The sequence below is a fragment of the Granulicatella sp. 572.rep1_STHE genome (genome assembly GCF_001073445.1).
Taxonomy (GTDB): Bacteria; Bacillota; Bacilli; order Lactobacillales; family Aerococcaceae; genus Granulicatella; species Granulicatella adiacens.
On the sequence record NZ_JVBO01000042.1, the window covers coordinates 18,977 to 38,787 of the forward strand.

A 19,811-nucleotide genomic window follows, 5' to 3' on the forward strand; every position below is an offset into this window, starting at 1 on the left:
ATCAATGTTTTCGCTCTCGCACCGTATGTGGATTCGCTGGTCTCTCTTTGCTAGTTTTCACCAACCACTAGCTCTCTACTAAAGGATCGCAGGTACTATTCATACTGTATCATTTGTCTAAGATTGTACACGCCCTAAGCAAAAAGTGCAAGCCTTTTACTGTATTTTTATTTAGAGGCTGTTGGCGTAAATACATTTTGAATTTCGCTCCATACATTTCCAAAGAAGTTTTGAACTTTTTGAACAACTTGTCCAACAAAACCTTTTGCTCCACGGACACTTTCTGTGACCACATTCGATTGCTCCACATCGTAAGCAGCTAATGCTTCTACCGTTCCGTGGTCCTTACCATCTACATATCCTAGATTTTCACCCGGCATTTCAAAGGTCAATGTTCCGACCGTTTGTCCGGCTTGAACAGGCGCTTTTACTTTTCCATCTTCTGTTTTCAACTCATCTAACGGAATAAAGCCTATTTTAATTTGGCTAAGGGCTGTCCCTTTTGGAACGGCTGCAACAAAAGGTTTTCCATAGTCAACGCTCAGTGTTTCTTCCGTCCCTCCTTCCAGAGGAATCGGCGCTAAATTTTGCACGGATTTCCCAGGAGAACCGACAATAAGTCCTTCGTACTTTTTGAACAGTTCATCTAAAAGATGTCTTGTGACTTTAAATCGGTTTAGTGGCTCTTTAGAACCCATACTCACCACAATCACAGAAAATCCATTTCTTGTTGCTGTTGTCGTAATTGAAGCTCCACCGGATCACTCGTTCCAGTCTTCAATCCTGTTACCCCCTCATACTCAAACAAGAGTCCTGGAAGTAAGTAATTGAAGTTATCCATTTTAGTTGTTCCCGATCCATTTGGACGGAAAGTTTGAGTTGAAATCGACGAAATCTTCAAAATCTCAGGAAAATCATTCACTAAATTTTTAGCAATAATTGCAACAGAACGAGCAGACATACTATTTTCATCTTCGTCTCCAAAAGCTGGATTTTTTTCGCTGCCACCATATTTATTCGGTAATCCTGTTACATTAATAATTGTCGCGTCCTTAATGCCCCACTCGTTTAATTTTGCTTTCATTCGTTCAATCCAATTTGCCTCGGAACCACCAATATATTCGGCAATTGCAAGAGTGGCTGCATTGGCTGAATAAATCGAGATAGCATCAAAAAGTTCTTTGATTGTATATTTTTCATTTGGCCATAGTGGCACATTGGATAAATTATAATTGGCACTTAATTGATTTGCTCTGGCACTAATTGGGATTTTTGTTTCCCAAGTGATTTCTCCTTTTTTTATCGCTTCTAAAATTAAATATTGTGAAATCATTTTACTCATTGAAGCAATTCCACGAACTTCATCTTGATTTTTTTGCATCAAAATTTTTCCACTCGTTTGCTCGATTGCAATGTAGCTTTGTACATCTTGAATCGCAGCTGCTTCTTCTTTTTCTTTTGCGGCATCTTGCGCATAAATAACTGGCGTGAAACTCGCTGCACTCATAGCAAAAACGCTAAGGGCACACACGAATTTTTTCATCCATTTACGAGGACCTTTCATGTTTTTATATCTCCTAAATCTCTCAAATCTGCTTACTCATGTTACCGAAAAAATAAAGGAAAAACAATGGTAATCTGATTAATCTTTTATTACAAAATTGCGCTTATTTTTAATCTCATATTCGCTTTCTGTTCGAGGAAAAAATATTATTGTATCCACATCAACAATGGATGCCCTTCCATCTTTTAATAAGAAAAAAACACAAAAAGAAAAGTGTTTTTTTCTTGTTGTGTTTTCTTTAAAATCCTTTATGTTTTTCTAGAAATTGTTCTTCTTCTAATGTCGATTTTCTTCCTAAAATTTGATTTCGATGGGGATATCTACCAAATTGTTCAATAATCGCACGATGAGCCAATTCATATTTTTTTCGACGTTCTAATCCTGGTTCGTCAAACCATTTTGCTGCCCAATCATGAATCCACAAGGACTCCGAATGCATGAAAGGCATCACAAGAAATCCTTGCTCCTCTATTGTCAATTCCTTCCAATAAGGTAAAGTTTCCTGTGCAAGCACTAGTGCTAAAGAATCCGCAGCAAAAGCTTTTGCATTCTCACGAAACATATTTCTTGAGAATTGATCCAGAACAATTATTTCGGCTAGACGACCTCGCGGAGTCTTGCGCCAGTGAACCGTTTCGCCTGAAACGATAGCCTCATAAGCGGGAAGAAATCTCGTTCGAATTTCTTCATCAAACTCCTCCGATTTTTTAAACCAATCTGAAGGGGCACATTCTTTAAACCAGAACTCTAATACTTCTTGGGGCGAAACAATCATTATCCAATCGCTTCTTTCTTCGTTTTTTCATCTAGCTGATCGTTCATTCTTCCGTATTTATAGCCTTGCAAATCGACAGTTACAAATAAGAAGCCTAACTCTTGCATCATCTGATTAATCTCTTCGTGATTTTTAACTAATTTTTCAATTTGGTCTGCCCCTACTTCAATACGAGCCAAATCTTGATGCACGCGAACACGTACCGGTTCAAATCCACGTTTTGCAAAATATTCTTCCGCCTTAAACACCGCTTCAACTTTTTCAGGCGTAATACGAGTTCCGTAGGGGAAACGAGAAGCTAAACTGCAAGAAGGAGTCTTATTCCAGTTCGTCACTCCGGCACGTTTGGCTAATTCACGAATTTCTGATTTATATAATCCAGCTTCTTGCAAAAGACTACGCACGCCTTCTTCATTACGCGCCTTCACACCGGGACGATAATCGTTGATGTCGTCCATAATTAATCCATCTGAAAGAACTGTAAAACCTTCTCCTTCCACATTCTTTTTGATGGTTTGGTAGAGCATTTTCTTACTGTAATACCAACTATTCGGCGTGTTTGAAGCAATGTGCGAATCGGATAACTCTTCCATTTCAAGTCCTAATACACGAGCACCCATTTCTGTTCCTAAATCGATTGCTTCACTAAACTCTCGGTCAGAAAACAATTCCGAGTTCACGACTGCCGCAATCACATTGTCACGTCCTAGAGTATCCACTGCAATCTTCAATAAATAGCTACTATCGATTCCTCCAGAATAGGGAACTACAATTTTCCCCACTTCTTTTAACAATTCGCGTAATCGTGCTTCTTTTTCATCCATTTTTTGTTCCTTCTTTCTATCCTAAAAGCTTTCTCGACCTGTAAATTCTTCCAAGTATGCTTTATCTAAAATTAGTAATTTCTGGTTATGAATTTCAACGACGCCTTCTTCTTTTAAATCATGAATAATGCGGTTTACGCTATTACGAGTAGAGATTCCACAAAAGCCAGCAATATCTTCATTCGTAACATTAAAATCGATGAGGATTCCATCTTCTACTTCCACGCCAAATTGATTCATCAATTTATATAGGAAGGAACAGACCGCCCCTTTTTTCCCATTCATCGTCATATATTGCAATGATTCAATGGTTTCAGACAATTTATTCCGGTAATATTCCCGAATATAATCTTGTAAGTGTTTATCATCTCTTACGTATTCCCAAAACTTAATGCGAGGAATACGGTAGAAAGTTGCCTCGTCGCTCTCAATGCGTACGTTAAAAGGTGCTGATGTATAGTTAGAAACTTCGTCACGAACAAGTGAAACGATATCCACGGGCGTAACGTACTCTAAATTAAACTCCCGACCATCTTTCATAATGATACTAGTCTTCACTACCCCATCAATTAATACATAAGTATAGGCTTGTTCTAAACCACGGTATGCCAGGTACATGTGTTTTTTCTTCTTAATAATAGGGGTATTTTCTTTCTCTAAAAAATCGATTAAGTATTTTTCACTGTTCAAATTGAACACTCCTCTAAGACAATTTCCTATACACACTATTATCATCTTACCGCGAAAATATACGTTAACAAATGTTACTAACCTTTGAGACTTCTGCTAAGAGTTATTTGAGTATACTTATAATCGTCAAACAAATTAAAGGAGATGTTATCATGGTTGAAATTAAACTACCTTACGACAAAAAGACAATTACTGCTGTAATTCCTGACAAAAACTTTGCTGGATTACTTGAATCAAAAGCGGAAAACTACCACAATCCACTTTCTGAACAAGAAACAGTGGAAAAATCAATAGATAACCCAATTGGTAGCCAAACTTTAGAAGAATTAGCAAAAGGTAAAAAAGATATCGTATTAATCAGTTCTGACCATACACGTCCAGTTCCTTCACATATCATTACACCAATCATTTTACGTCGTATCCGTAGTGTAAACCCAGACGCTCGTATCCGTATTTTAGTTGCGACTGGTTTCCACCGTCCTTCAACTCGTGAAGAGTTAATTAACAAATACGGTCAAGAAATCGTGGACAACGAAGAAATCGTAATGCACATTTCTACAAACGACGAAGACATGGTTAAAATCGGTCAATTACCTTCAGGTGGTGACTGCATCATCAACCGTATCGCTGCTGAAGCAGACTTATTAATCGCTGAAGGATTTATCGAAAGCCACTTCTTCGCTGGATTCTCTGGCGGACGTAAATCTGTTCTTCCTGGGGTTGCTTCCTATAAAACAATTATGGCAAACCACAGTGGTGATTTTATCGATTCAGAAAAATCACGTACTGGTAACTTAGACCACAACCCAATCCACGAAGATATGTTATACGCAGCACGTACTGCAAACTTAGCCTTCATCGTAAACGTTGTATTAGATGGTGAAAAACATATCATCGGTTCATTTGCCGGAGACATGGTTGAAGCCCACAAAGTAGGTTGCGAATTCGTTCGTGAATTAGCTCATGTAACTAAAATTCCTTGCGATATCGCCGTTTCAACAAATGGTGGTTTCCCATTAGACCAAAACATCTATCAAGCTGTTAAAGGAATGACTGCTGCTGAAGCAACAAACAAAGAAGGCGGCGTGATTATCATGGTTGCTGGATGTCAAGATGGTCACGGTGGTGAAGGTTTCTACCGTAACTTAGCAGACGTTAAAGATCCTAAAGACTTCTTAGAACAAGCCATTAACACTCCAAGACTTGAAACAGTTCCAGACCAATGGACTTCACAAATCTTAGCGCGTATTCTAGTGCATCACCATGTAATCTTTGTATCTGACTTAGTTGAACCAAGTCTTATCACAAACATGCATATGGAATTAGCGAAAACATTTGACGAAGCTCTTGCACGTGCCTTCGAACTTCAAGGAGCAGACGCAAAAGTAACAGTTATCCGCGATGGATTATCTGTCATCGTCGAAGATAAATAATATGAAGCAAGAAGAAATCCTACAACAAGTTAAAGATGGACGCCTCTCAGTCGAAGAAGCGTCCACCCTTCTAAAAGGGATTGAAGACATTGGGTACGCGGCCATTGATCTTTCTCGCCAAAAGCGCAATGGATTTCCAGAAATCATCTATGGTGAAGGAAAAAACATTGAGCAATTAATTGGCATCATCACGGCAATGAACGAGCATAAAACAGCCATTCTTGCGACACGAGTGAACGCTGAAAAAGGTGAAGCTCTGTCACAGGCTTTCCCTGAGGGTATCTATGAACCTCTCGGACGTACCTTTGTCCTTAACCCAATCGCACCCAAACATGAACACTACATCGCAGTTGTTACAGCTGGTACAAGCGACATTCCTGTTGCCGAAGAAGCGGCTGTCACTGCTGAGACATTCGGAAATCACGTCAAACGTATTTACGACGTCGGAGTTGCGGGGATTCACCGCCTCTTCAATCGTCTCGAAGACATCCAAGGCGCTAGCGTCGTAATTGTCATCGCCGGAATGGAAGGTGCTCTTGTCAGTGTTGTCGGTGGGTTAGTAGACGTTCCTGTAATTGCCGTTCCAACCAGCATCGGATACGGAACGAATCTTCAAGGCGTGACGACTTTACTCAGCATGCTGACTTCTTGTGCAAGCGGCGTTACTGTCGTAAACATCGACAACGGTTTTGGTGCAGCCTATTCAGCAAGCATGATTAACAACATTCGAGGAGGACTCGCATGAGCACATTATATTTAGAACCATTTTCTGGGCTGAGCGGTGATATGCTAAATGCTCTTCTACTCGATTTAGGAGCCGACCGCAAGCATCTAGAAGAAGCCCTTAAGACCCTTTCGCTCGACGGTTATCATCTTCATGTAGACCGCATCGCGAAAAGTAGTATTTGGGGAACAGACTTCGATGTGCATATGGAACATGGTGAAAAAGACCATGGCATCGCTGGTGACTTTGATCATCACCATCATGACCATCACCATGAGCACGAACATACACATGAACATGCTCATTCACATGCGCACGAAGAACACACACATGCACACACGCATGAACATTCACAGCCACACGATCATCATCATGACCACGAACATACTCACGACGGTCATTCTCATAAGCATACACATAGTCATCATCACCATCACGGAGAAGTTCGTGGGTTGAAAGAAATCGAAACGATTATTCTTTCAAGTGGTGTCAGTGACTTTGTAAAAGAAAAAAGTTTGGAAGTATTCCGTGACATCGCACAAGCGGAAGCGAACGTACACCAAATGCCTGTGGAGGAAATTCACTTTCATGAGGTTGGCGCAACAGACTCTATCATCGACATCATGAGCTTCTTCATTTTGTGGGAAACACTCGACATCGATACGGTTTACAGCACTGCTGTCACAGAAGGTAGCGGAACAATTACCGTTGCACACGGAGTCATGCCTGTACCAGTACCTGCTGTAATGCAATTAAGACTTGGAACTGCCATTCCATTCTCACAAGACTTTGACATTCATACAGAGCTTGTGACACCAACCGGCCTCGCTCTCTTTAAGGCCATCCGCCCAGTATTTGCACAACCTTCAAATCTAACTGCTACAAAAGTCGGTTATGGTTTTGGGAAACGTGACACGGGTAAATTCAATGCGTTACGCGGAACACTCTTAGAGAAAAGTACACTTTCTCATCGAGTCGTGACTTCCCATAACGATGAAATCATTCAAATCGATACAACCATCGATGACCAAAGCGGTGAAGAGCTTGGCTACATCATGAGCCTTTTATTAGAGGAAGGCGCGCTTGATGTGCATTACACTCCCGTTTACACAAAGAAAAACCGTCCGGCAACACATCTCACGCTTCTCATTCAAGAAGGAGACCTCGAACGGTTTACAGCCATTTTATTTAAGCAAACTTCAACCATTGGCTTTCGTTATCAAAACGTCCAACGTAAAGTCATGACTCGCACTTTCCAGACGCAACAAACGAGCCTCGGAGCGGTGAAGGTAAAGAAAAACCAATACGGTACTTTTACAAAATCAACCTTAGAATATGAAGACTGCGCCAGAATCGCCCACGAAACAGGATTATCGATTCAAGCCGTCTATCAACAATTAATAAAAGAATTACATTAAGGAGAATCAACCAATGGATCAAACATTTATGCATTTATTATTATCAGAATTTATGGGAACTGCCCTCATGATTATCTTCGGGGTCGGCGTACACTGTGATGACGTCTTGAAGAAAACAAAATACGCTGGATCAGGTCACTTATTCGCCATCACAACATGGGCATTCGGTATCACTGTTGCTTTATTTATCTTCGGTGGTGTAAGTATCAACCCTGCGATGGCGCTAGCTAAAGTTGTTTTAGGAGTACTTCCTGCAGAACAATTCATTCCAATCGCAATCGCTGAATTCTTAGGCGCATTTGTTGGTGCGGTAATCGTATGGTTCATGTACGCAGACCACTTCACAGCTTCTGAAGGACTTGTTGATGGCGTTGCAATCCGTAACATCTTCTCAACAAACCCTAACTGCCGTAACTTACCACGTAACTACTTCGTCGAAGCATTTGCAACTTTCATTTTCTTAACAGCAATCTTAGCAACTGAAAATGTAAACAAAGAATTATTACCAATCGTGGTTGGTTTAATCGTATGGGCTGTCGGTATGGGTCTTGGAGGTACAACTGGATTCGCGATGAACCAAGCTCGTGACTTAGGACCTCGTCTTGCTTACCAATTATTACCAATCAAAAACAAAGTCAATAACGACTGGCAATATGGATTATTAGTACCTGGTACTGCTCCATTCGTTGGTGCTGTATGTGCTGCATTCTTCGTTCGTTACTACTTAGGTTACTTTATGTAATATTTAAAATAGAACTATTAAACCCGTGTGGATGTCTTCTACTTCATCCACACGGGTTTTTGATTGTCATCAATACTATTCTGTTTTTTTCTTCTCATCGGCTTTTTGCAACGTCGGTTCTATTTTAAATTCTGAGAAAACAAATGTATTAGTTTCCACTTTACCAGTGTAATAGCCCTCCGAGTCAATCTTATCAATTGTAATCTTAATATGAAGACCTTTCTTTCCAGTATCATACGCTAATGTTGGTGCTAAAAATACTCTTTTCCCATCTTTTTTCATCTGAATATAGAAATTCCCAATCTTATCTGTATCCTTAGAAATCGCAACAGCCCCCTTCGTACGTGACTGCCCTCCGATTAATGTGATAGAAACACGATCCGTTGCACCAGTACTATCAGAATCTCGAAATTCACCAATAATAATTTCCTCAATTTCCTTATCCGTATTATTAATAATCTCATAGCTAAATTCCGCATTGGCATTCTCATTCGTGAAAAAGACACGAATGGCTAGCCATGAACAGACTGCCATTAGCAGAATGATTGCTGCGCTTGCGACCCATTTCCCCACAGACCATTGTTTTAGATTGTATGTCATTTCTTATCCCTCCTTCTAAATCAGGTGCTTTTCAATTCGAATTATACCTCTACTTTTTTAAAACACAATACCCTTTAATTATTTTTACAAATACAAAAACAAAAAACAGCCGACTATTTCTAGTCAGCTGTGTTGTGTTTACTTGCATCGATAATTTTCTTACGGTAATCCTTGTTCCGTCTTAGCGTGAAATAGTCTGGAACGGGATCTTGGCCACCTCTTATAAATGGATGGCATCTGCAAATGCGTCCACAACCCATCAATACGCCTTTTAGCGCGCCATGCTTTTCAACCGCCTGAATCGTATAGCTCGAGCAGGTTGGTCTGTAGATACATGAAGGCGGGAATAATGGAGAAATCCACTTTTGATATCCTCGCACGAGTGCAATCATGATTTTTTTCATCTCTATACTGCTTTCTTAATTAATGAATCTGAAGAAAGCTTCTACTCCTTCTGCTGCAATTACTGTATAAACGTATAATGTGACTGGTTTTGCGATTAAACAAATGGCCACGAATTTCTTAAAGGTCATATGACTAAGTCCTGCCACCATACATAGGAAATCGTCTGGGAATCCAGGAAGGACCATTGCGCCAAAGAAGAAGCGCTCGAAATGCTTTCCTTTGTCTAAATAACCGATGTATTTATTGTACGTATCATCATCCACGAACGCCTTCGCCAATGTCTCCCCATAGCGACGAGCCAACCAGAAGTTGATACAAGAACCAATCATGATCCCCACAAAGTTATATACCCACCCGTAGAACGGCCCAAATACAATATGTCCGATGACACAGGTTAGGCCTCCAGGAATAATCGGATATACCACTTGAGTAATTTGAATAATAATAAAAATAAGAATGCCGACCCAACCCGAATTCGCCACACTTTGTTGGAAAGGCCCATCAAGTGCAAAATAATCATTTTTTGCGACTAGCCATCCTAAAATAATGGTTAAAATAATCCCGATAACGGTCACGATTCGTATAATTTTACGATTTAATTCGATTGCTTTTGATGTATCCACAATGAACTCCTTAAACTATTGATAGTTGCATTATAACAGACAAACTTAAAAAATCCTTCGAAAGTTTCTTACGTTTTGCTTAAGATTCGTGATTTTCTAGGTTCCACGGTTTTACAACGGTAATATGATCCATTAATGCTTCTTGGCGTCCTAGTTGCTCTAGACGTGCCTTACGACGTTCTTCGTAGCCACTGCAGATGAACTTCTCTTCATCTGTTTCTGGAATGATGGCATCTACCGTAAAATCTGTTTCTCCTTCACGAGGAAGTGCCACAAATGTCCAAAAGCTTGTCGCCGCTAAATAGCGTTCGCCGTTTAACACATCTTCTCCGACCACTTTACAGAAGACTTCCACACTCTTCTTCCCTGTTCCTGAGATATACGTTTCTACGCAGACAGAATGTCCTAATGGAAGTGGTTTTAAATAGTTCATCGCGTCCACCGATGCCGTTACTGCAAGACGACGGCAATGACGGGAGACCGTAATCGATGCACAGTCATCAATAATTCGCGTTAAATTTCCTCCGAATAGTGTGTTATGCATATTCACATCGAATGGGAAAATTCTACGCGCTTGAATCGCACGAGTTTGGCTACATGTTTTAGATTGCATTTTCTTAGCTCCTTGGTTGTTTTACTGTTCTATTCTAACATGAAACCAAATTGCGTTCAAAGACACTCAAATTGTGTTTTGGAGAATCCTTCGGATTGAATTATAATAGCTGTAACGTTGCACCGGTTCGAGCTGTACGTAGAAAAAAGACCCACAGTGTGAGTCCGGTAATCCCTATTATTTTTTCTTTGCACGTTTGGCTTCGTTAATCAGTTTCAATGCTCTCTTTCTTGTTTTGATATTTGGGCTCTTCATTTGACGATATGCTGTTGCTAAATCTTGTTTCATTTACCTTACCTCCTCTTTTACCAGCTTGCTTTTTGAACGCCTGGAATCAATCCTTGATGCGCTAATTCTCTGAATTTGATACGTGACAAGCCAAATTTACGCATATATCCTCTTGGTCGGCCATCCGTTTGATCACGAAACTTCAATCGGTTCGGATTTGAATTTTTAGGCAGTTTTCTTAGTCCGTCAATGTCTCCAGCTTGCTTTAGGGCATAACGTTCTTCAGCGTAACGTTCGATGAGCGCTTTTTGTTTTTCATACTTTGCAATTTTAGATTTTTTTGCCATTTTATTCTCTTCTTTCTAAATCGTAATTGTTACGTTTTACATTGTATCAATTGTTTCCTTTAAAATCAAGTGGTTTATCCCAATAAAAAAAGAGAGCCTTTTTTCAAAGCTCTCCTTCAAATCGTATTTATTTAAAATTAGTCAATCCCAACTTCTTTACGAACAACGTCAGCAATACGTGTTACGTAGTCGTGAACGAGTTCATCCGTTGGTGCTTCAACCATAACACGAACAAGTGGCTCAGTACCACTTGGACGAACAAGCACACGTCCGTTTCCATCCATCTCAGCCTCTACAGCATCGATGACTTCTTTAATCGCTGGAACTTCCATCACACCATTTTTATCGCTCACACGAATGTTTACTAATTCTTGTGGGTATGTTGGTACTTCACTGGCTAATTCGCTTAATGATTTGCCAGTTTGTTTCATAACATTCATTAATTGAATTCCTGAAAGTAATCCGTCGCCTGTAGTGTTTAAATCAAGGATAATAATATGTCCTGATTGTTCCCCACCGAAGTTGTAGTTGTTTTTGCGCATTTCTTCAACCACGTAACGGTCACCAACTGCTGTTTGAAGAGCAACCATTCCTTCAGCTTCTACCGCTTTATGGAATCCTAGGTTACTCATAACGGTTGATACAATTGTATCTTTACTTAAAGTCCCTTGGTTCTTGAAGTGTTTACCAAGGATGAACATGATTTTATCACCATCAACGATTGTTCCATTTTCATCAACTGCGATACAGCGGTCTCCGTCTCCGTCAAAACTCAAACCAATCTCTGCTCCTGTTTCTTTTACGAACTCCACTAAGGCTTCTGGATGTGTTGATCCAACGCCATCGTTAATGTTCACGCCGTTTGGTTTGTCACCCATTGTGTGGAAGTCTGTGTCTAAGTCAGCGAATAAACGCGTTAACATTGAAGCTGTTGCTCCGTTTGCGCCGTCTAAAGCGACTTTCATTCCTGATAGAGAATCTACCGTATTTTGTAGGAATTGGCTGTATTTCAATGTTCCTTCTAAATACTCATCTACTGTTCCTAATGCGTCTGTAGAAGGACGTGGTAATGTGTCTTCTTCGGCATCTAATAATGCTTCGATTTGAGCTTCTGTTTCATCTGTTAGTTTAAATCCATCTCCTCCAAAGAACTTAATTCCGTTATCTTGAGCAGGATTGTGGGATGCTGAAATCATAACCCCAGCTACAGCGCCTTGTACTCGTGTTAAATAAGCTACCCCTGGAGTAGGAATCACTCCAAGTTGCATGACTTCAATCCCAACAGAGAGTAATCCAGCAATTAAAGCATGCTCTAATAATTGACCAGAAATACGAGTGTCACGCCCCACTAATACGCGTGGATGTGCATTTCCTTCTGCTTGTTGTAATAATACATAACCGCCATAACGGCCTAGTTTAAATGCTAATTCTGGTGTTAATTCTGCGTTAGCTACGCCACGAACACCATCTGTTCCAAAATATTTGCCCATAAATTTCTCCTTTAGCCTTATCTGGCTTGTGTTGTCTGTTCTTGTGTCGTTGTTTGCTCTTGTGTTGTTTCGGACTCTTTAGTTGTTTCTCGTGAATCCAAAATACCATGATCTACCACCGTAATAGTGACCTCAACTGCTTCTGGGGTAATACTATTGACACCAGATGGTAGTGTTAATGTTACTGTTTTTTTCGTGGTTTGAGTCACGTTGCTCACATCTACCACTACTGGAATAGCTGTAATTTGATTTAAAATCGATTGAGCTCCTAAGATTGTAACTTGCTTAGTAGTAGAATTCAATGAATATGAATAACGTGAAGTGCCACCAGTTGTCGTAAAGACAAGAGGGACTGTTTTGGAGCTAGAAGAAATTGGCACTCGAACTTGTACACGTTCTGGCTCAATTTTCACCGCAACAGGTTTTCCTGTGGCATCCAAAGCTTGTAGTTGTGCTGTAGTCGTATAGTATGATTTTGTCCCTTCAGGAATCGTAACTTTTGCGACTACTTTTTCCACTTGATTTAAAATCGAATCCGCAGCTTTGACTGTAACTGTTCCTGGAGAGGTCAAGCCATCTCCAACTTGATAGCCATTGCCAATACTTGAAGAATCGACCGTTACATTAACAGGAAACTCTTTAGCATTCTTCTTCTCGATGGTAATTTCAACACTTTCTGGTGAAACAATACCTGTCACTCCAGTTGGAAGTCCTGATACTGAAAGAGAAATCGTATGCTTTCCTTCCCCTAACTCTGTTAAATTTGGTGTAGTCACTTTGTACGAACCATTGCTAGATGTGCTTAAAATCAAACTGCTTGGCCCTTCAAGACGTAAAGCAACAGAGTCTGGTAATCCTGTTACCGAGTATTCTTCACTGTTGATATCCACATAAATTGGCACATTTGTAATCGTGTTTGAACTTGATTGTGGATTTAAAGTGCTTGAACGTAATCCGGAATTAGCGTCTTTAGCTAAAATAAATAGAAAGATACTTAGTACAAAAGACATCAACATCAGAAATGATTTTTTATTCATCCAATTAGCCATTCGAACGACCCCCTTTAAAGAGCGCACGTATCCAACGAACGACTGCTGGATCCTTCTCGTCGTGTCCTTCTACCACTAAATGTTGTGACAAAACTTGAACTAATTCTTCAGAAGAAAGTTCTCGATGTAATTTTTCTCGAATCGCTACACTCACTTTCCCCGTTTCTTCAGAGATGATAATCGTAATCGCATCACTCACTTCACTTAGACCAATCGCAGCACGGTGACGTGTTCCTAATTCTTTTGGAATCATCATATTCTCAGATAGCGGTAAATAGCAAGCCGCTGCAGCAATATGATAATCACGAATAATCATTGCCCCATCATGTAATGGTGTATTTGGAATAAAAATATTCGTAATCAATTGATTAGAAATCTCAGAGTGAATCGGAATCCCAGTATTAATAAATTCTTCTAGAGAATTCCCTTGTTCAATCGAAATTAAAGCTCCAATTCTTCGCTTTGCCATATATTGAATGGCTGTATTCAACTCATTAATCATGATTTCTGCTTCATTGGCACTTTCATATTTACGTGAGAAGAAATTCGAACGTCCAATATGTTCTAATCCGCGGCGAATCTCTGGTTGGAACACAATCAATGCAGCCACAACCCCCCACTGAATCACGAAGTTCATAATCCAGTCTAAAGTAGTTAGCCCAAGGAAAAAACTAATAAACTTCATTGCAGCAATTGCCGCAATTCCTTTCATTAAATGAATTGCCCTTGTTCCTTTAATAATCACTAAAATATTATAGAGAATGTACCAAACAATCAAAATATCAATCAGATTGCGAAAACTCCCCCATGAAAATAAACTATTCCAATTTATTTGCATAAAGTTAACCTCTCTTCCACCAATATGTACCTCTCTATTATAGCACAGATAAGAGCTAAACGAAAAAAAGCGCGGATTTTAATGAAGACATTCGTTAACTTCTTCTGTTTTTCCTTAGGGGGAAAAATAAAAAACGTTCTACCAAGTTCGATGATAGAACGTTTTATGATTTTTATTCCCCTTCTGTCTCTGTATTTGCAATGTAGTAAGAATACCCACCAGTCACTGCTACCACCACTACTAGAATCATCGTAGCTACCAAAATTGCAATATTATTTACCATAAAGATTGCTGTTAAAATCATTAATAGTCCAGCAATAATAGAAGCAAAACCAAAGAATCGTTGCGTTTTACGGAAGGCTGCGTCATTGTTTTTTAGCCATGACGCACGGAATCCAAAGTGTTTTGTATTGTCTTTAATCTTAGGAGAGAGATTTCCAATCAGGATAAAGAAAATCCCAAGGATGAATGTCAAAAAACGTCCTATTTGTGTCCCAATCGTCACTCCATTTAAATACAACCAAAATTGGAAATAAGCAACAACATTCAGCAATAGCAGAACTAACCAACTAATAGAACGAGCGGTTTTCACATTCCCCCCTGTTAATTTAGGAGAAGTGCTAGCAATACGAATGATAAATCCAACAATAGCGACAATCACCGGATAAATTAAAATTGTAAATCGATTGGCAGTGCCGGTAATATTTCCAGAAAAGTCGAAATTAGATACAATGGTCTCCGGTAAGAACCACACCACCACTAGAGCCACAACGAGTGGTGCGAACATCAATGCAATATAAGTATATTTTTTTATTTGTTTTACTTGTTCCATGTTATTTTCCCCCAATAATTTGATTGATCCATACAATCGCTTCATCCAGTACGGTCAAATTCAATTCATAATAAATAAAGTTTTTATAACGTGTTTCATAGATTAAATCAGCTTGTTTTAATTTTCTAAGATGATAAGACAAAGCTTGCGGCGTCATCCCAATTAACTCCGCTAAATCACCTGTATTGGTCTTCCCTTTACGCAGAATTTCCAAAATTTGGCGACGCGTTTCGTCCGAAAGAGCAGACATTACTTCATTAACTGCCATCTCCTCAACTTCTTTCTATTTAAATTTATCTTTAAGTAGATTATACTCCTGAGGGATGTAAAATGCAATATCTATTTAAAATATTTTTTAATAAATTTTCGTGTAAAAGAAAGATGATACCTACGATTTCTTACGGTATCATCTTTTTAAACTTGTTCTTCTCTTAAATTAAAGTTCGTCACTTAAACGTGCGAACTCTTCAATTGTCAGTGTTTCTGCACGTCTGGTTGGGTCGATACCTGCAGCTTCTAATGCAGCGGCTAAGCTTTCTTTTGTATGGCTATCCCCAACATAAGCTTTAGTTAAATTATTCCATAACGTTTTACGACGTTGCACGAAGCTGTTTTTCACGAGTGCGAAGAATTTCGCCTCATCTTTCACTTCTATGAGTGGTTTTTCGCGACGTTTCAACACCAAAATCGCAGAATCCACATTCGGAGCTGGATTGAAGACCGTCTTCGGCACGATAAATCCAATGCTTGCCTCGCAGAAATATTGAATCGCAATCGTCAAGGATCCATACGCCTTCGAATTTGGCTCAGCCGTCATTCGTTGCGCCACTTCTTTTTGCATCATCATCGCAAAACCATCGATTGGTAATTTTGATTCCAATAAATTCATAATGATTGGCGTTGTAATATAGTACGGCAAGTTGGCCACGACTAATAACGGCTCATTAATGTCGAAATGCTCTCCGATGACTTGCTCCAAGTCGACGTCCAAGATGTCGCTATGAACCACCGTTACGTTATCGTATGGAGCCAATGTTTCATCGAGCACTGGCAACAAACGGCCATCGATTTCAAACGCCAGCACTTGTTTGGCTTCTCTTGCTAGACGTTCGGTCAACGCACCAATCCCTGGTCCGATTTCAATGACGTTTGTCGTTTTGTCGACTCCCGCCACCTCTAGCATACGCGTTAAAATATTCGGTTCAATTAGGAAGTTTTGCCCTAGACTCTTCTTTACCGTTAGCCCATGACGTTCCATAATCTCGCGCGTTCTTTTCGGCGTCGCGATATCCTTTATTTCATTCATGTTTGTCCTCATTTTCTAAGACAGCCTCAAGTGCCGCCCTTAATTGTTCTTCTGTAATACCAAATAATTGTAATCTTTTCGCGAACTGTTTTCCATTCGTATGGCCAATTTTTAGAAAATCCGCTACCTTTTGACGTCTTGTTGCTGAATCTGGTCGTCCGATAAACCCAAGCGCCATCAGTGTTGCCTGCGAAATCACTGGTTCTCCCGTTACTGTTGAAATCTCATGCACCGATTCGAGCGCTCGCTGAATCGCTTCGGTACTCGCGTGTTCCACCCCAAGACTCTTATGATTGTCCTTCCTGACGGCTTCTGCACGTTCGATAAAAGCATGTTTTACACCAGGTACGCGCTCTTGAATAATGTTTCGAATACGAGTCCCAGGATAATCTGGGTCCGTAAACACAATCACCTCACGTGTTTGAAGTGCCTTTTGAATGAGCGCAATCGTTTCTTCGTCAATCGCCGAGCCATTCGTTTCAATCGTTTCGATATCCGGATAGATTTCTCTCAAGCGTCTTGTATCGTCTCGCCCTTCTACGACAATGACTGGATTCATAGCAAGCCTCTTTCTTCCATACGGAATAACTTGATGGCATTTTGTGTGGTTTGGTGGGCCACTTCTTCCCAAGCAAGGCCGCGTTCTTTGGCAATCGTTTCAACGACATAGCGCGTATAGCCAGGTTCGTTTCTCTTTCCACGGTAAGGTACGGGCGCTAAATACGGCGCATCGGTTTCCACTAACATACGGTCGAATGGAACTAATTTTGCACATTCACGAACTTGTGGCGCGTTTTTGAAGGTCGTCACACCGCTAAAGGAAATATGCATGCCTAAATCTAAGAAGCGCTTCATAAATTCCACGTCGCCATTATAACTATGCATAATGCCCCCGATGTCTTGAATACCTTCTTCTTTTAGAATCTTGTAGCAATCTTCTGTCGCATCGCGGTTATGAATCACAATCGGTAGTTTCATTTCTTTAGCAATCGCGATTTGGCGACGGAACACCTTGTCTTGTTCCTCGGGCGTTGAATCTTTCCAATAGTAATCCAGTCCCATTTCCCCCATTGCGACCACTTGCGGATGCGTCAAACGTTCCTGAAGCCAACTTTCGATTTCTTTATTATACTGGTAGGCTTCGGTTGGATGCCATCCGATAATCGAAACCACTTCTTTGAATTCTTCACTCAGTTCAAGACTTCGCGTAATCGTATCCGTATCAAACCCCACCACCGCAAAACGCGTTACGGCGAGTTCCTTTGCACGCGCGATAACCTCTTTTTCTTCTCCTGTAAACGCAGATACATTTAAATGCGTATGCGTATCAAAAATCATCATTTCGCCTCTTATCTTGTTGCCCCATTTAAGAATGGGTTTGTCGCAATTTCATCTTTTAGCGTTGTTGGCTCCCCGTGGCCTGGGAAAATCACCGTTTCAGCAGGTAATGGTAATAAGTATTTGTGGATCCCTTCCATTAACTCTTTATGACTTCCGTATGGAAAATCACTACGTCCAACGCTTCCTTTAAACATCACGTCCCCACCGATAACAAATCCATTTTCTCTAAAAATAAAGATGGTTCCACCAGGTGAGTGCCCTGGAATATGCGCTAATTCAGGTTCAAAACTTCCAACTTTCCATTTGCCCATTTCTTTAGGGAAATAACCATCTGCTGGCTTAGTGGTAATATTTTCGCCAGAGTAATATGAACGGTTCAATTCAGGATCGTGTAAAAATACTTTTTCCAACTCATTCATATACATTGGAATATTGTATTCCTCACGAAGCGCATCTACTGCTCCGATATGGTCTCCGTGTGCATGTGTTAATACAATCGCTACTGGCTTCAACCCTTCTTCTTTAATTAATTGTTTAATATCCTCGGCTTGTGCGCCTGGGTCAAAAATCACGGTTTCTTTATTTTCATCAATTAAAAAGTAGACATTTTCTTCTAAACGTCCTACTGGAATGCTTAATAACTCCATCTGTATTCCTCCTTTAGGTCTCCTCTTAACTCTACATAAAATAGTGAGTTCTTGCAATCAAAAAACGCCCAAGCATAGAGCCCAGACGTCTGTTGATTAATCATTGATTAATTTTTTCAAATCGATGGCTTTGTTTAATGCCGTCATCAACGGAATACCCGCTAATAATACGACGATTTCACCAAAGAATGTTTGCGCGTAGCTTAACCAGAATGGTAAACCTAATGCTAAGTTCAATTCAATCGCTACTAAGAAAATCATCACACTGAAGACACCTGCTAAAACAAACATACGTGTTTTAACGTCTTTCACTGATTTGAAGAAAAGTGCGCTGATAGCGAATGAAGCAATTGTATGTCCTAATCCGAATACTAAGTCATACAAACCTAGACCAGACGCTGACATAAAGACTGAGTTGACAAGTAATACACCGGCAACCACACCGATTCCGTATTTTTTGTCAAAAGCGAATAAGTGGTTCAACATTTCCGCAATACGAAATTGAACATCTCCGAATGCCATAAATGCTGTTAATGATGTAACGACCACATAAAGCGCTGCGATGATTGCGTTAATCACAATCAATTTTGATTTTTTATTTTGCATGTTACTGCCTCCTAGTTTTTTATTGAGGGATGGTTTCGAACCTCATCGGCAAAAAACGCCATGTGCTATTGTACTATAAACAGCGTAAGATTGGTAGTCTTAAGTTGAATTTCTTTATCCTCTACAAATTTGTTCTTTGAATTTCTTCTTACACCGTTTGTGAGCCCCTTTGACAGAGGTAACCGACTTATCGAAGTGATCCGCCATCTCTTCAAACGTCTGCCCGTCTAACACCCCTAGAAACACTTCTCTTTCAAAGCGAGATAAGTGATGGAAGTATTCCTCCGCATCTTCATGTAAAAATACTTGTTTCTCGCAAGATTCTACGGAAGCTGACATCAACGCTAACTCCCCTTTATCCCCGTGGATTAGAAGATTATGAGGAACTACTCTTTGTCGATGCTCCCTTCTCAAACACTCCACTGCTAATTTTTTTAGGCACCGTTGATAATAACCTGCAAATGAAACAGCATGGTCTTCATTATATTTATCTAATGCTCGTAACATCATGACTCTAGCTTCTTGAGCAAAATCTTCTTGATCCATCTCATGAAAGAAATAATGATGATTCATACTGGCAATTAAAGGCTCAAATCTCTTTAATAACTCGGTGATGGCCTCCTCATTATTTGCTTTAGCTAAGTGAACTACTTCCGACAACTCTTTCTTTTCCATAAAATAACCTCCCTATAAATTCCTCCCTCATTCCTTCTCCA

26 protein-coding genes, 1 riboswitch and 1 other annotated feature (1 of these 28 cut by a window edge) are annotated in these 19,811 nt (G+C 40.1%); of the genes, 4 read left to right on the forward strand and 22 right to left on the reverse strand.

All coding sequences use genetic code 11. The annotated features are described in order from the left end of the window. Positions 1 to 114 (reverse strand) — a binding site (T-box leader); it reaches 99 nt to the left of the window's first position. A gap of 53 nt (positions 115 to 167) precedes the next feature. The 5 genes from ADH99_RS10610 to ADH99_RS08650 all read right to left on the reverse strand — a co-directional run bounded on the left by ADH99_RS10610 (position 168) and on the right by ADH99_RS08650 (position 3,898). Next, a complete protein-coding gene (locus ADH99_RS10610) occupies positions 168 to 713 on the reverse strand; it encodes a hypothetical protein (protein ID WP_049555651.1) in 546 nt (181 codons plus the stop codon). Then, complete coding sequence (locus ADH99_RS10615) at positions 710 to 1,564, reverse strand: serine hydrolase (protein ID WP_049555652.1); 855 nt, start codon at positions 1,562 to 1,564, stop codon at positions 710 to 712. The genes ADH99_RS10610 and ADH99_RS10615 overlap by 4 nt, the downstream gene beginning before the upstream one ends. 238 nt (positions 1,565 to 1,802) lie before the next feature. Beyond that, on the reverse strand, positions 1,803 to 2,339 hold the full coding sequence (locus ADH99_RS08640) for a DUF924 family protein (RefSeq protein WP_049555653.1): 537 nt from the start codon (positions 2,337 to 2,339) through the stop codon (positions 1,803 to 1,805). After that, positions 2,339 to 3,163 (reverse strand): ATP-dependent sacrificial sulfur transferase LarE, encoded by an 825-nt coding sequence (larE, locus tag ADH99_RS08645; protein ID WP_049555654.1) that lies wholly within the window; start codon positions 3,161 to 3,163, stop codon positions 2,339 to 2,341. Before larE ends, ADH99_RS08640 begins: the two co-directional genes overlap by 1 nt. A 21-nt stretch (positions 3,164 to 3,184) precedes the next feature. Beyond that, a complete protein-coding gene (locus tag ADH99_RS08650) occupies positions 3,185 to 3,898 on the reverse strand; it encodes a Crp/Fnr family transcriptional regulator (RefSeq protein ID WP_005606380.1) in 714 nt (237 codons plus the stop codon). 107 nt (positions 3,899 to 4,005) lie between these two features. Here ADH99_RS08650 and larA point away from each other — a divergent pair, with 107 nt between their 5' ends. The 4 genes from larA to larD are packed head-to-tail and all read left to right on the forward strand — an operon-like array spanning position 4,006 to position 8,170. Beyond that, positions 4,006 to 5,286 (forward strand): nickel-dependent lactate racemase, encoded by a 1,281-nt coding sequence (gene larA / locus ADH99_RS08655; protein WP_049555655.1) that lies wholly within the window; start codon positions 4,006 to 4,008, stop codon positions 5,284 to 5,286. A gap of 1 nt (position 5,287) precedes the next feature. Further along, positions 5,288 to 6,031: a nickel pincer cofactor biosynthesis protein LarB gene (gene larB / locus ADH99_RS08660; RefSeq protein WP_049555656.1), complete on the forward strand. Its 744-nt coding sequence runs from the start codon at positions 5,288 to 5,290 to the stop codon at positions 6,029 to 6,031. Next, positions 6,028 to 7,428, forward strand: coding sequence for a nickel pincer cofactor biosynthesis protein LarC (larC, locus tag ADH99_RS08665; protein WP_049555657.1), 1,401 nt, complete (start codon positions 6,028 to 6,030; stop codon positions 7,426 to 7,428). The genes larB and larC overlap by 4 nt, the downstream gene beginning before the upstream one ends. A gap of 13 nt (positions 7,429 to 7,441) precedes the next feature. Then, positions 7,442 to 8,170: a D/L-lactic acid transporter LarD gene (gene larD, locus ADH99_RS08670; RefSeq protein ID WP_244266392.1), complete on the forward strand. Its 729-nt coding sequence runs from the start codon at positions 7,442 to 7,444 to the stop codon at positions 8,168 to 8,170. Positions 8,171 to 8,245: 75 nt separating this feature from the next. Here larD and ADH99_RS08675 read toward each other — a convergent pair whose 3' ends face one another. The 17 genes from ADH99_RS08675 to ADH99_RS08745 form a co-directional block, all read right to left on the reverse strand. Then, positions 8,246 to 8,770 carry a hypothetical protein gene (locus ADH99_RS08675; RefSeq protein WP_049555658.1) on the reverse strand — a complete coding sequence of 175 codons (525 nt, stop codon included), beginning with the start codon at positions 8,768 to 8,770 and terminating at the stop codon, positions 8,246 to 8,248. A gap of 119 nt (positions 8,771 to 8,889) precedes the next feature. Beyond that, on the reverse strand, positions 8,890 to 9,174 hold the full coding sequence (yidD, locus tag ADH99_RS10375) for a membrane protein insertion efficiency factor YidD (protein ID WP_005606386.1): 285 nt from the start codon (positions 9,172 to 9,174) through the stop codon (positions 8,890 to 8,892). 15 nt (positions 9,175 to 9,189) lie between these two features. Continuing rightward, entirely contained in the window at positions 9,190 to 9,798 is a 609-nt protein-coding gene (locus ADH99_RS08680) for a TVP38/TMEM64 family protein (RefSeq protein ID WP_082160295.1), read from the reverse strand. Positions 9,799 to 9,877: 79 nt separating this feature from the next. Next, positions 9,878 to 10,411, reverse strand: a complete 534-nt coding sequence (locus tag ADH99_RS08685) for an acyl-CoA thioesterase (protein ID WP_049555660.1) — start codon at positions 10,409 to 10,411, stop codon at positions 9,878 to 9,880. Positions 10,412 to 10,588: 177 nt separating this feature from the next. Then, a complete protein-coding gene (locus ADH99_RS10535) occupies positions 10,589 to 10,699 on the reverse strand; it encodes a putative metal homeostasis protein (protein ID WP_160313174.1) in 111 nt (36 codons plus the stop codon). Positions 10,700 to 10,716: 17 nt separating this feature from the next. After that, positions 10,717 to 10,986, reverse strand: a complete 270-nt coding sequence (gene rpsN, locus ADH99_RS08690; protein WP_049555661.1) for a 30S ribosomal protein S14 — start codon at positions 10,984 to 10,986, stop codon at positions 10,717 to 10,719. A 137-nt stretch (positions 10,987 to 11,123) separates the two neighbouring features. Next, positions 11,124 to 12,476, reverse strand: coding sequence for a phosphoglucosamine mutase (gene glmM / locus ADH99_RS08695; RefSeq protein WP_049555662.1), 1,353 nt, complete (start codon positions 12,474 to 12,476; stop codon positions 11,124 to 11,126). A 17-nt stretch (positions 12,477 to 12,493) separates the two neighbouring features. After that, positions 12,494 to 13,525: a CdaR family protein gene (locus ADH99_RS08700; protein ID WP_049555663.1), complete on the reverse strand. Its 1,032-nt coding sequence runs from the start codon at positions 13,523 to 13,525 to the stop codon at positions 12,494 to 12,496. Then, a complete protein-coding gene (cdaA, locus tag ADH99_RS08705; protein WP_005606392.1) occupies positions 13,518 to 14,363 on the reverse strand; it encodes a diadenylate cyclase CdaA in 846 nt (281 codons plus the stop codon). Before cdaA ends, ADH99_RS08700 begins: the two co-directional genes overlap by 8 nt. A 172-nt stretch (positions 14,364 to 14,535) precedes the next feature. Then, positions 14,536 to 15,195 carry an SdpI family protein gene (locus tag ADH99_RS08710; RefSeq protein ID WP_049555664.1) on the reverse strand — a complete coding sequence of 220 codons (660 nt, stop codon included), beginning with the start codon at positions 15,193 to 15,195 and terminating at the stop codon, positions 14,536 to 14,538. Position 15,196: 1 nt separating this feature from the next. Next, entirely contained in the window at positions 15,197 to 15,463 is a 267-nt protein-coding gene (locus tag ADH99_RS08715) for a metalloregulator ArsR/SmtB family transcription factor (RefSeq protein ID WP_005606402.1), read from the reverse strand. Positions 15,464 to 15,631: 168 nt separating this feature from the next. Next, positions 15,632 to 16,501: a 16S rRNA (adenine(1518)-N(6)/adenine(1519)-N(6))-dimethyltransferase RsmA gene (rsmA, locus tag ADH99_RS08720; protein WP_049555665.1), complete on the reverse strand. Its 870-nt coding sequence runs from the start codon at positions 16,499 to 16,501 to the stop codon at positions 15,632 to 15,634. Then, complete coding sequence (gene rnmV / locus ADH99_RS08725; RefSeq protein WP_049555666.1) at positions 16,494 to 17,060, reverse strand: ribonuclease M5; 567 nt, start codon at positions 17,058 to 17,060, stop codon at positions 16,494 to 16,496. The genes rsmA and rnmV overlap by 8 nt, the downstream gene beginning before the upstream one ends. Beyond that, entirely contained in the window at positions 17,057 to 17,839 is a 783-nt protein-coding gene (locus ADH99_RS08730; protein ID WP_049555667.1) for a TatD family hydrolase, read from the reverse strand. The genes rnmV and ADH99_RS08730 overlap by 4 nt, the downstream gene beginning before the upstream one ends. Positions 17,840 to 17,850: 11 nt before the next feature. Beyond that, entirely contained in the window at positions 17,851 to 18,489 is a 639-nt protein-coding gene (locus tag ADH99_RS08735; RefSeq protein ID WP_049555668.1) for an MBL fold metallo-hydrolase, read from the reverse strand. A 96-nt stretch (positions 18,490 to 18,585) separates the two neighbouring features. Further along, the gene (locus ADH99_RS08740; RefSeq protein WP_005606410.1) at positions 18,586 to 19,095 is read right to left on the reverse strand and encodes a QueT transporter family protein; all 510 of its coding nucleotides are present in this window, start codon (positions 19,093 to 19,095) and stop codon (positions 18,586 to 18,588) included. A gap of 5 nt (positions 19,096 to 19,100) precedes the next feature. Continuing rightward, positions 19,101 to 19,145, reverse strand: a riboswitch (PreQ1 riboswitch). A 64-nt stretch (positions 19,146 to 19,209) separates the two neighbouring features. After that, the gene (locus ADH99_RS08745) at positions 19,210 to 19,770 is read right to left on the reverse strand and encodes a sigma-70 family RNA polymerase sigma factor (protein ID WP_049555669.1); all 561 of its coding nucleotides are present in this window, start codon (positions 19,768 to 19,770) and stop codon (positions 19,210 to 19,212) included. Positions 19,771 to 19,811: the final 41 nt, after the last annotated feature.

What these genes read in the sequence shown, in the direction of transcription:
- rpsN (WP_049555661.1), bottom strand. Translation starts at nt 10,986, where the DNA reads ATGGCAAAAAAATCTAAAATTGCAAAGTATGAAAAACAAAAAGCGCTC.
- ADH99_RS08650 (WP_005606380.1), bottom strand. Translation starts at nt 3,898, where the DNA reads ATGATAATAGTGTGTATAGGAAATTGTCTTAGAGGAGTGTTCAATTTG.
- larD (WP_244266392.1), top strand. Translation starts at nt 7,442, where the DNA reads ATGGATCAAACATTTATGCATTTATTATTATCAGAATTTATGGGAACT.
- ADH99_RS08730 (WP_049555667.1), bottom strand. Translation starts at nt 17,839, where the DNA reads ATGATTTTTGATACGCATACGCATTTAAATGTATCTGCGTTTACAGGA.
- ADH99_RS08715 (WP_005606402.1), bottom strand. Translation starts at nt 15,463, where the DNA reads ATGGCAGTTAATGAAGTAATGTCTGCTCTTTCGGACGAAACGCGTCGC.
- larB (WP_049555656.1), top strand. Translation starts at nt 5,288, where the DNA reads ATGAAGCAAGAAGAAATCCTACAACAAGTTAAAGATGGACGCCTCTCA.
- larC (WP_049555657.1), top strand. Translation starts at nt 6,028, where the DNA reads ATGAGCACATTATATTTAGAACCATTTTCTGGGCTGAGCGGTGATATG.
- ADH99_RS10535 (WP_160313174.1), bottom strand. Translation starts at nt 10,699, where the DNA reads ATGAAACAAGATTTAGCAACAGCATATCGTCAAATGAAGAGCCCAAAT.
- rsmA (WP_049555665.1), bottom strand. Translation starts at nt 16,501, where the DNA reads ATGAATGAAATAAAGGATATCGCGACGCCGAAAAGAACGCGCGAGATT.
- ADH99_RS08710 (WP_049555664.1), bottom strand. Translation starts at nt 15,195, where the DNA reads ATGGAACAAGTAAAACAAATAAAAAAATATACTTATATTGCATTGATG.
- glmM (WP_049555662.1), bottom strand. Translation starts at nt 12,476, where the DNA reads ATGGGCAAATATTTTGGAACAGATGGTGTTCGTGGCGTAGCTAACGCA.
- ADH99_RS08735 (WP_049555668.1), bottom strand. Translation starts at nt 18,489, where the DNA reads ATGGAGTTATTAAGCATTCCAGTAGGACGTTTAGAAGAAAATGTCTAC.
- cdaA (WP_005606392.1), bottom strand. Translation starts at nt 14,363, where the DNA reads ATGCAAATAAATTGGAATAGTTTATTTTCATGGGGGAGTTTTCGCAAT.
- larA (WP_049555655.1), top strand. Translation starts at nt 4,006, where the DNA reads ATGGTTGAAATTAAACTACCTTACGACAAAAAGACAATTACTGCTGTA.
- ADH99_RS08675 (WP_049555658.1), bottom strand. Translation starts at nt 8,770, where the DNA reads ATGACATACAATCTAAAACAATGGTCTGTGGGGAAATGGGTCGCAAGC.
- ADH99_RS08685 (WP_049555660.1), bottom strand. Translation starts at nt 10,411, where the DNA reads ATGCAATCTAAAACATGTAGCCAAACTCGTGCGATTCAAGCGCGTAGA.
- rnmV (WP_049555666.1), bottom strand. Translation starts at nt 17,060, where the DNA reads ATGAATCCAGTCATTGTCGTAGAAGGGCGAGACGATACAAGACGCTTG.
- ADH99_RS08745 (WP_049555669.1), bottom strand. Translation starts at nt 19,770, where the DNA reads ATGGAAAAGAAAGAGTTGTCGGAAGTAGTTCACTTAGCTAAAGCAAAT.
- yidD (WP_005606386.1), bottom strand. Translation starts at nt 9,174, where the DNA reads ATGAAAAAAATCATGATTGCACTCGTGCGAGGATATCAAAAGTGGATT.
- ADH99_RS08640 (WP_049555653.1), bottom strand. Translation starts at nt 2,339, where the DNA reads ATGATTGTTTCGCCCCAAGAAGTATTAGAGTTCTGGTTTAAAGAATGT.
- ADH99_RS08740 (WP_005606410.1), bottom strand. Translation starts at nt 19,095, where the DNA reads ATGCAAAATAAAAAATCAAAATTGATTGTGATTAACGCAATCATCGCA.
- ADH99_RS08700 (WP_049555663.1), bottom strand. Translation starts at nt 13,525, where the DNA reads ATGGCTAATTGGATGAATAAAAAATCATTTCTGATGTTGATGTCTTTT.
- ADH99_RS10615 (WP_049555652.1), bottom strand. Translation starts at nt 1,564, where the DNA reads ATGAAAGGTCCTCGTAAATGGATGAAAAAATTCGTGTGTGCCCTTAGC.
- larE (WP_049555654.1), bottom strand. Translation starts at nt 3,163, where the DNA reads ATGGATGAAAAAGAAGCACGATTACGCGAATTGTTAAAAGAAGTGGGG.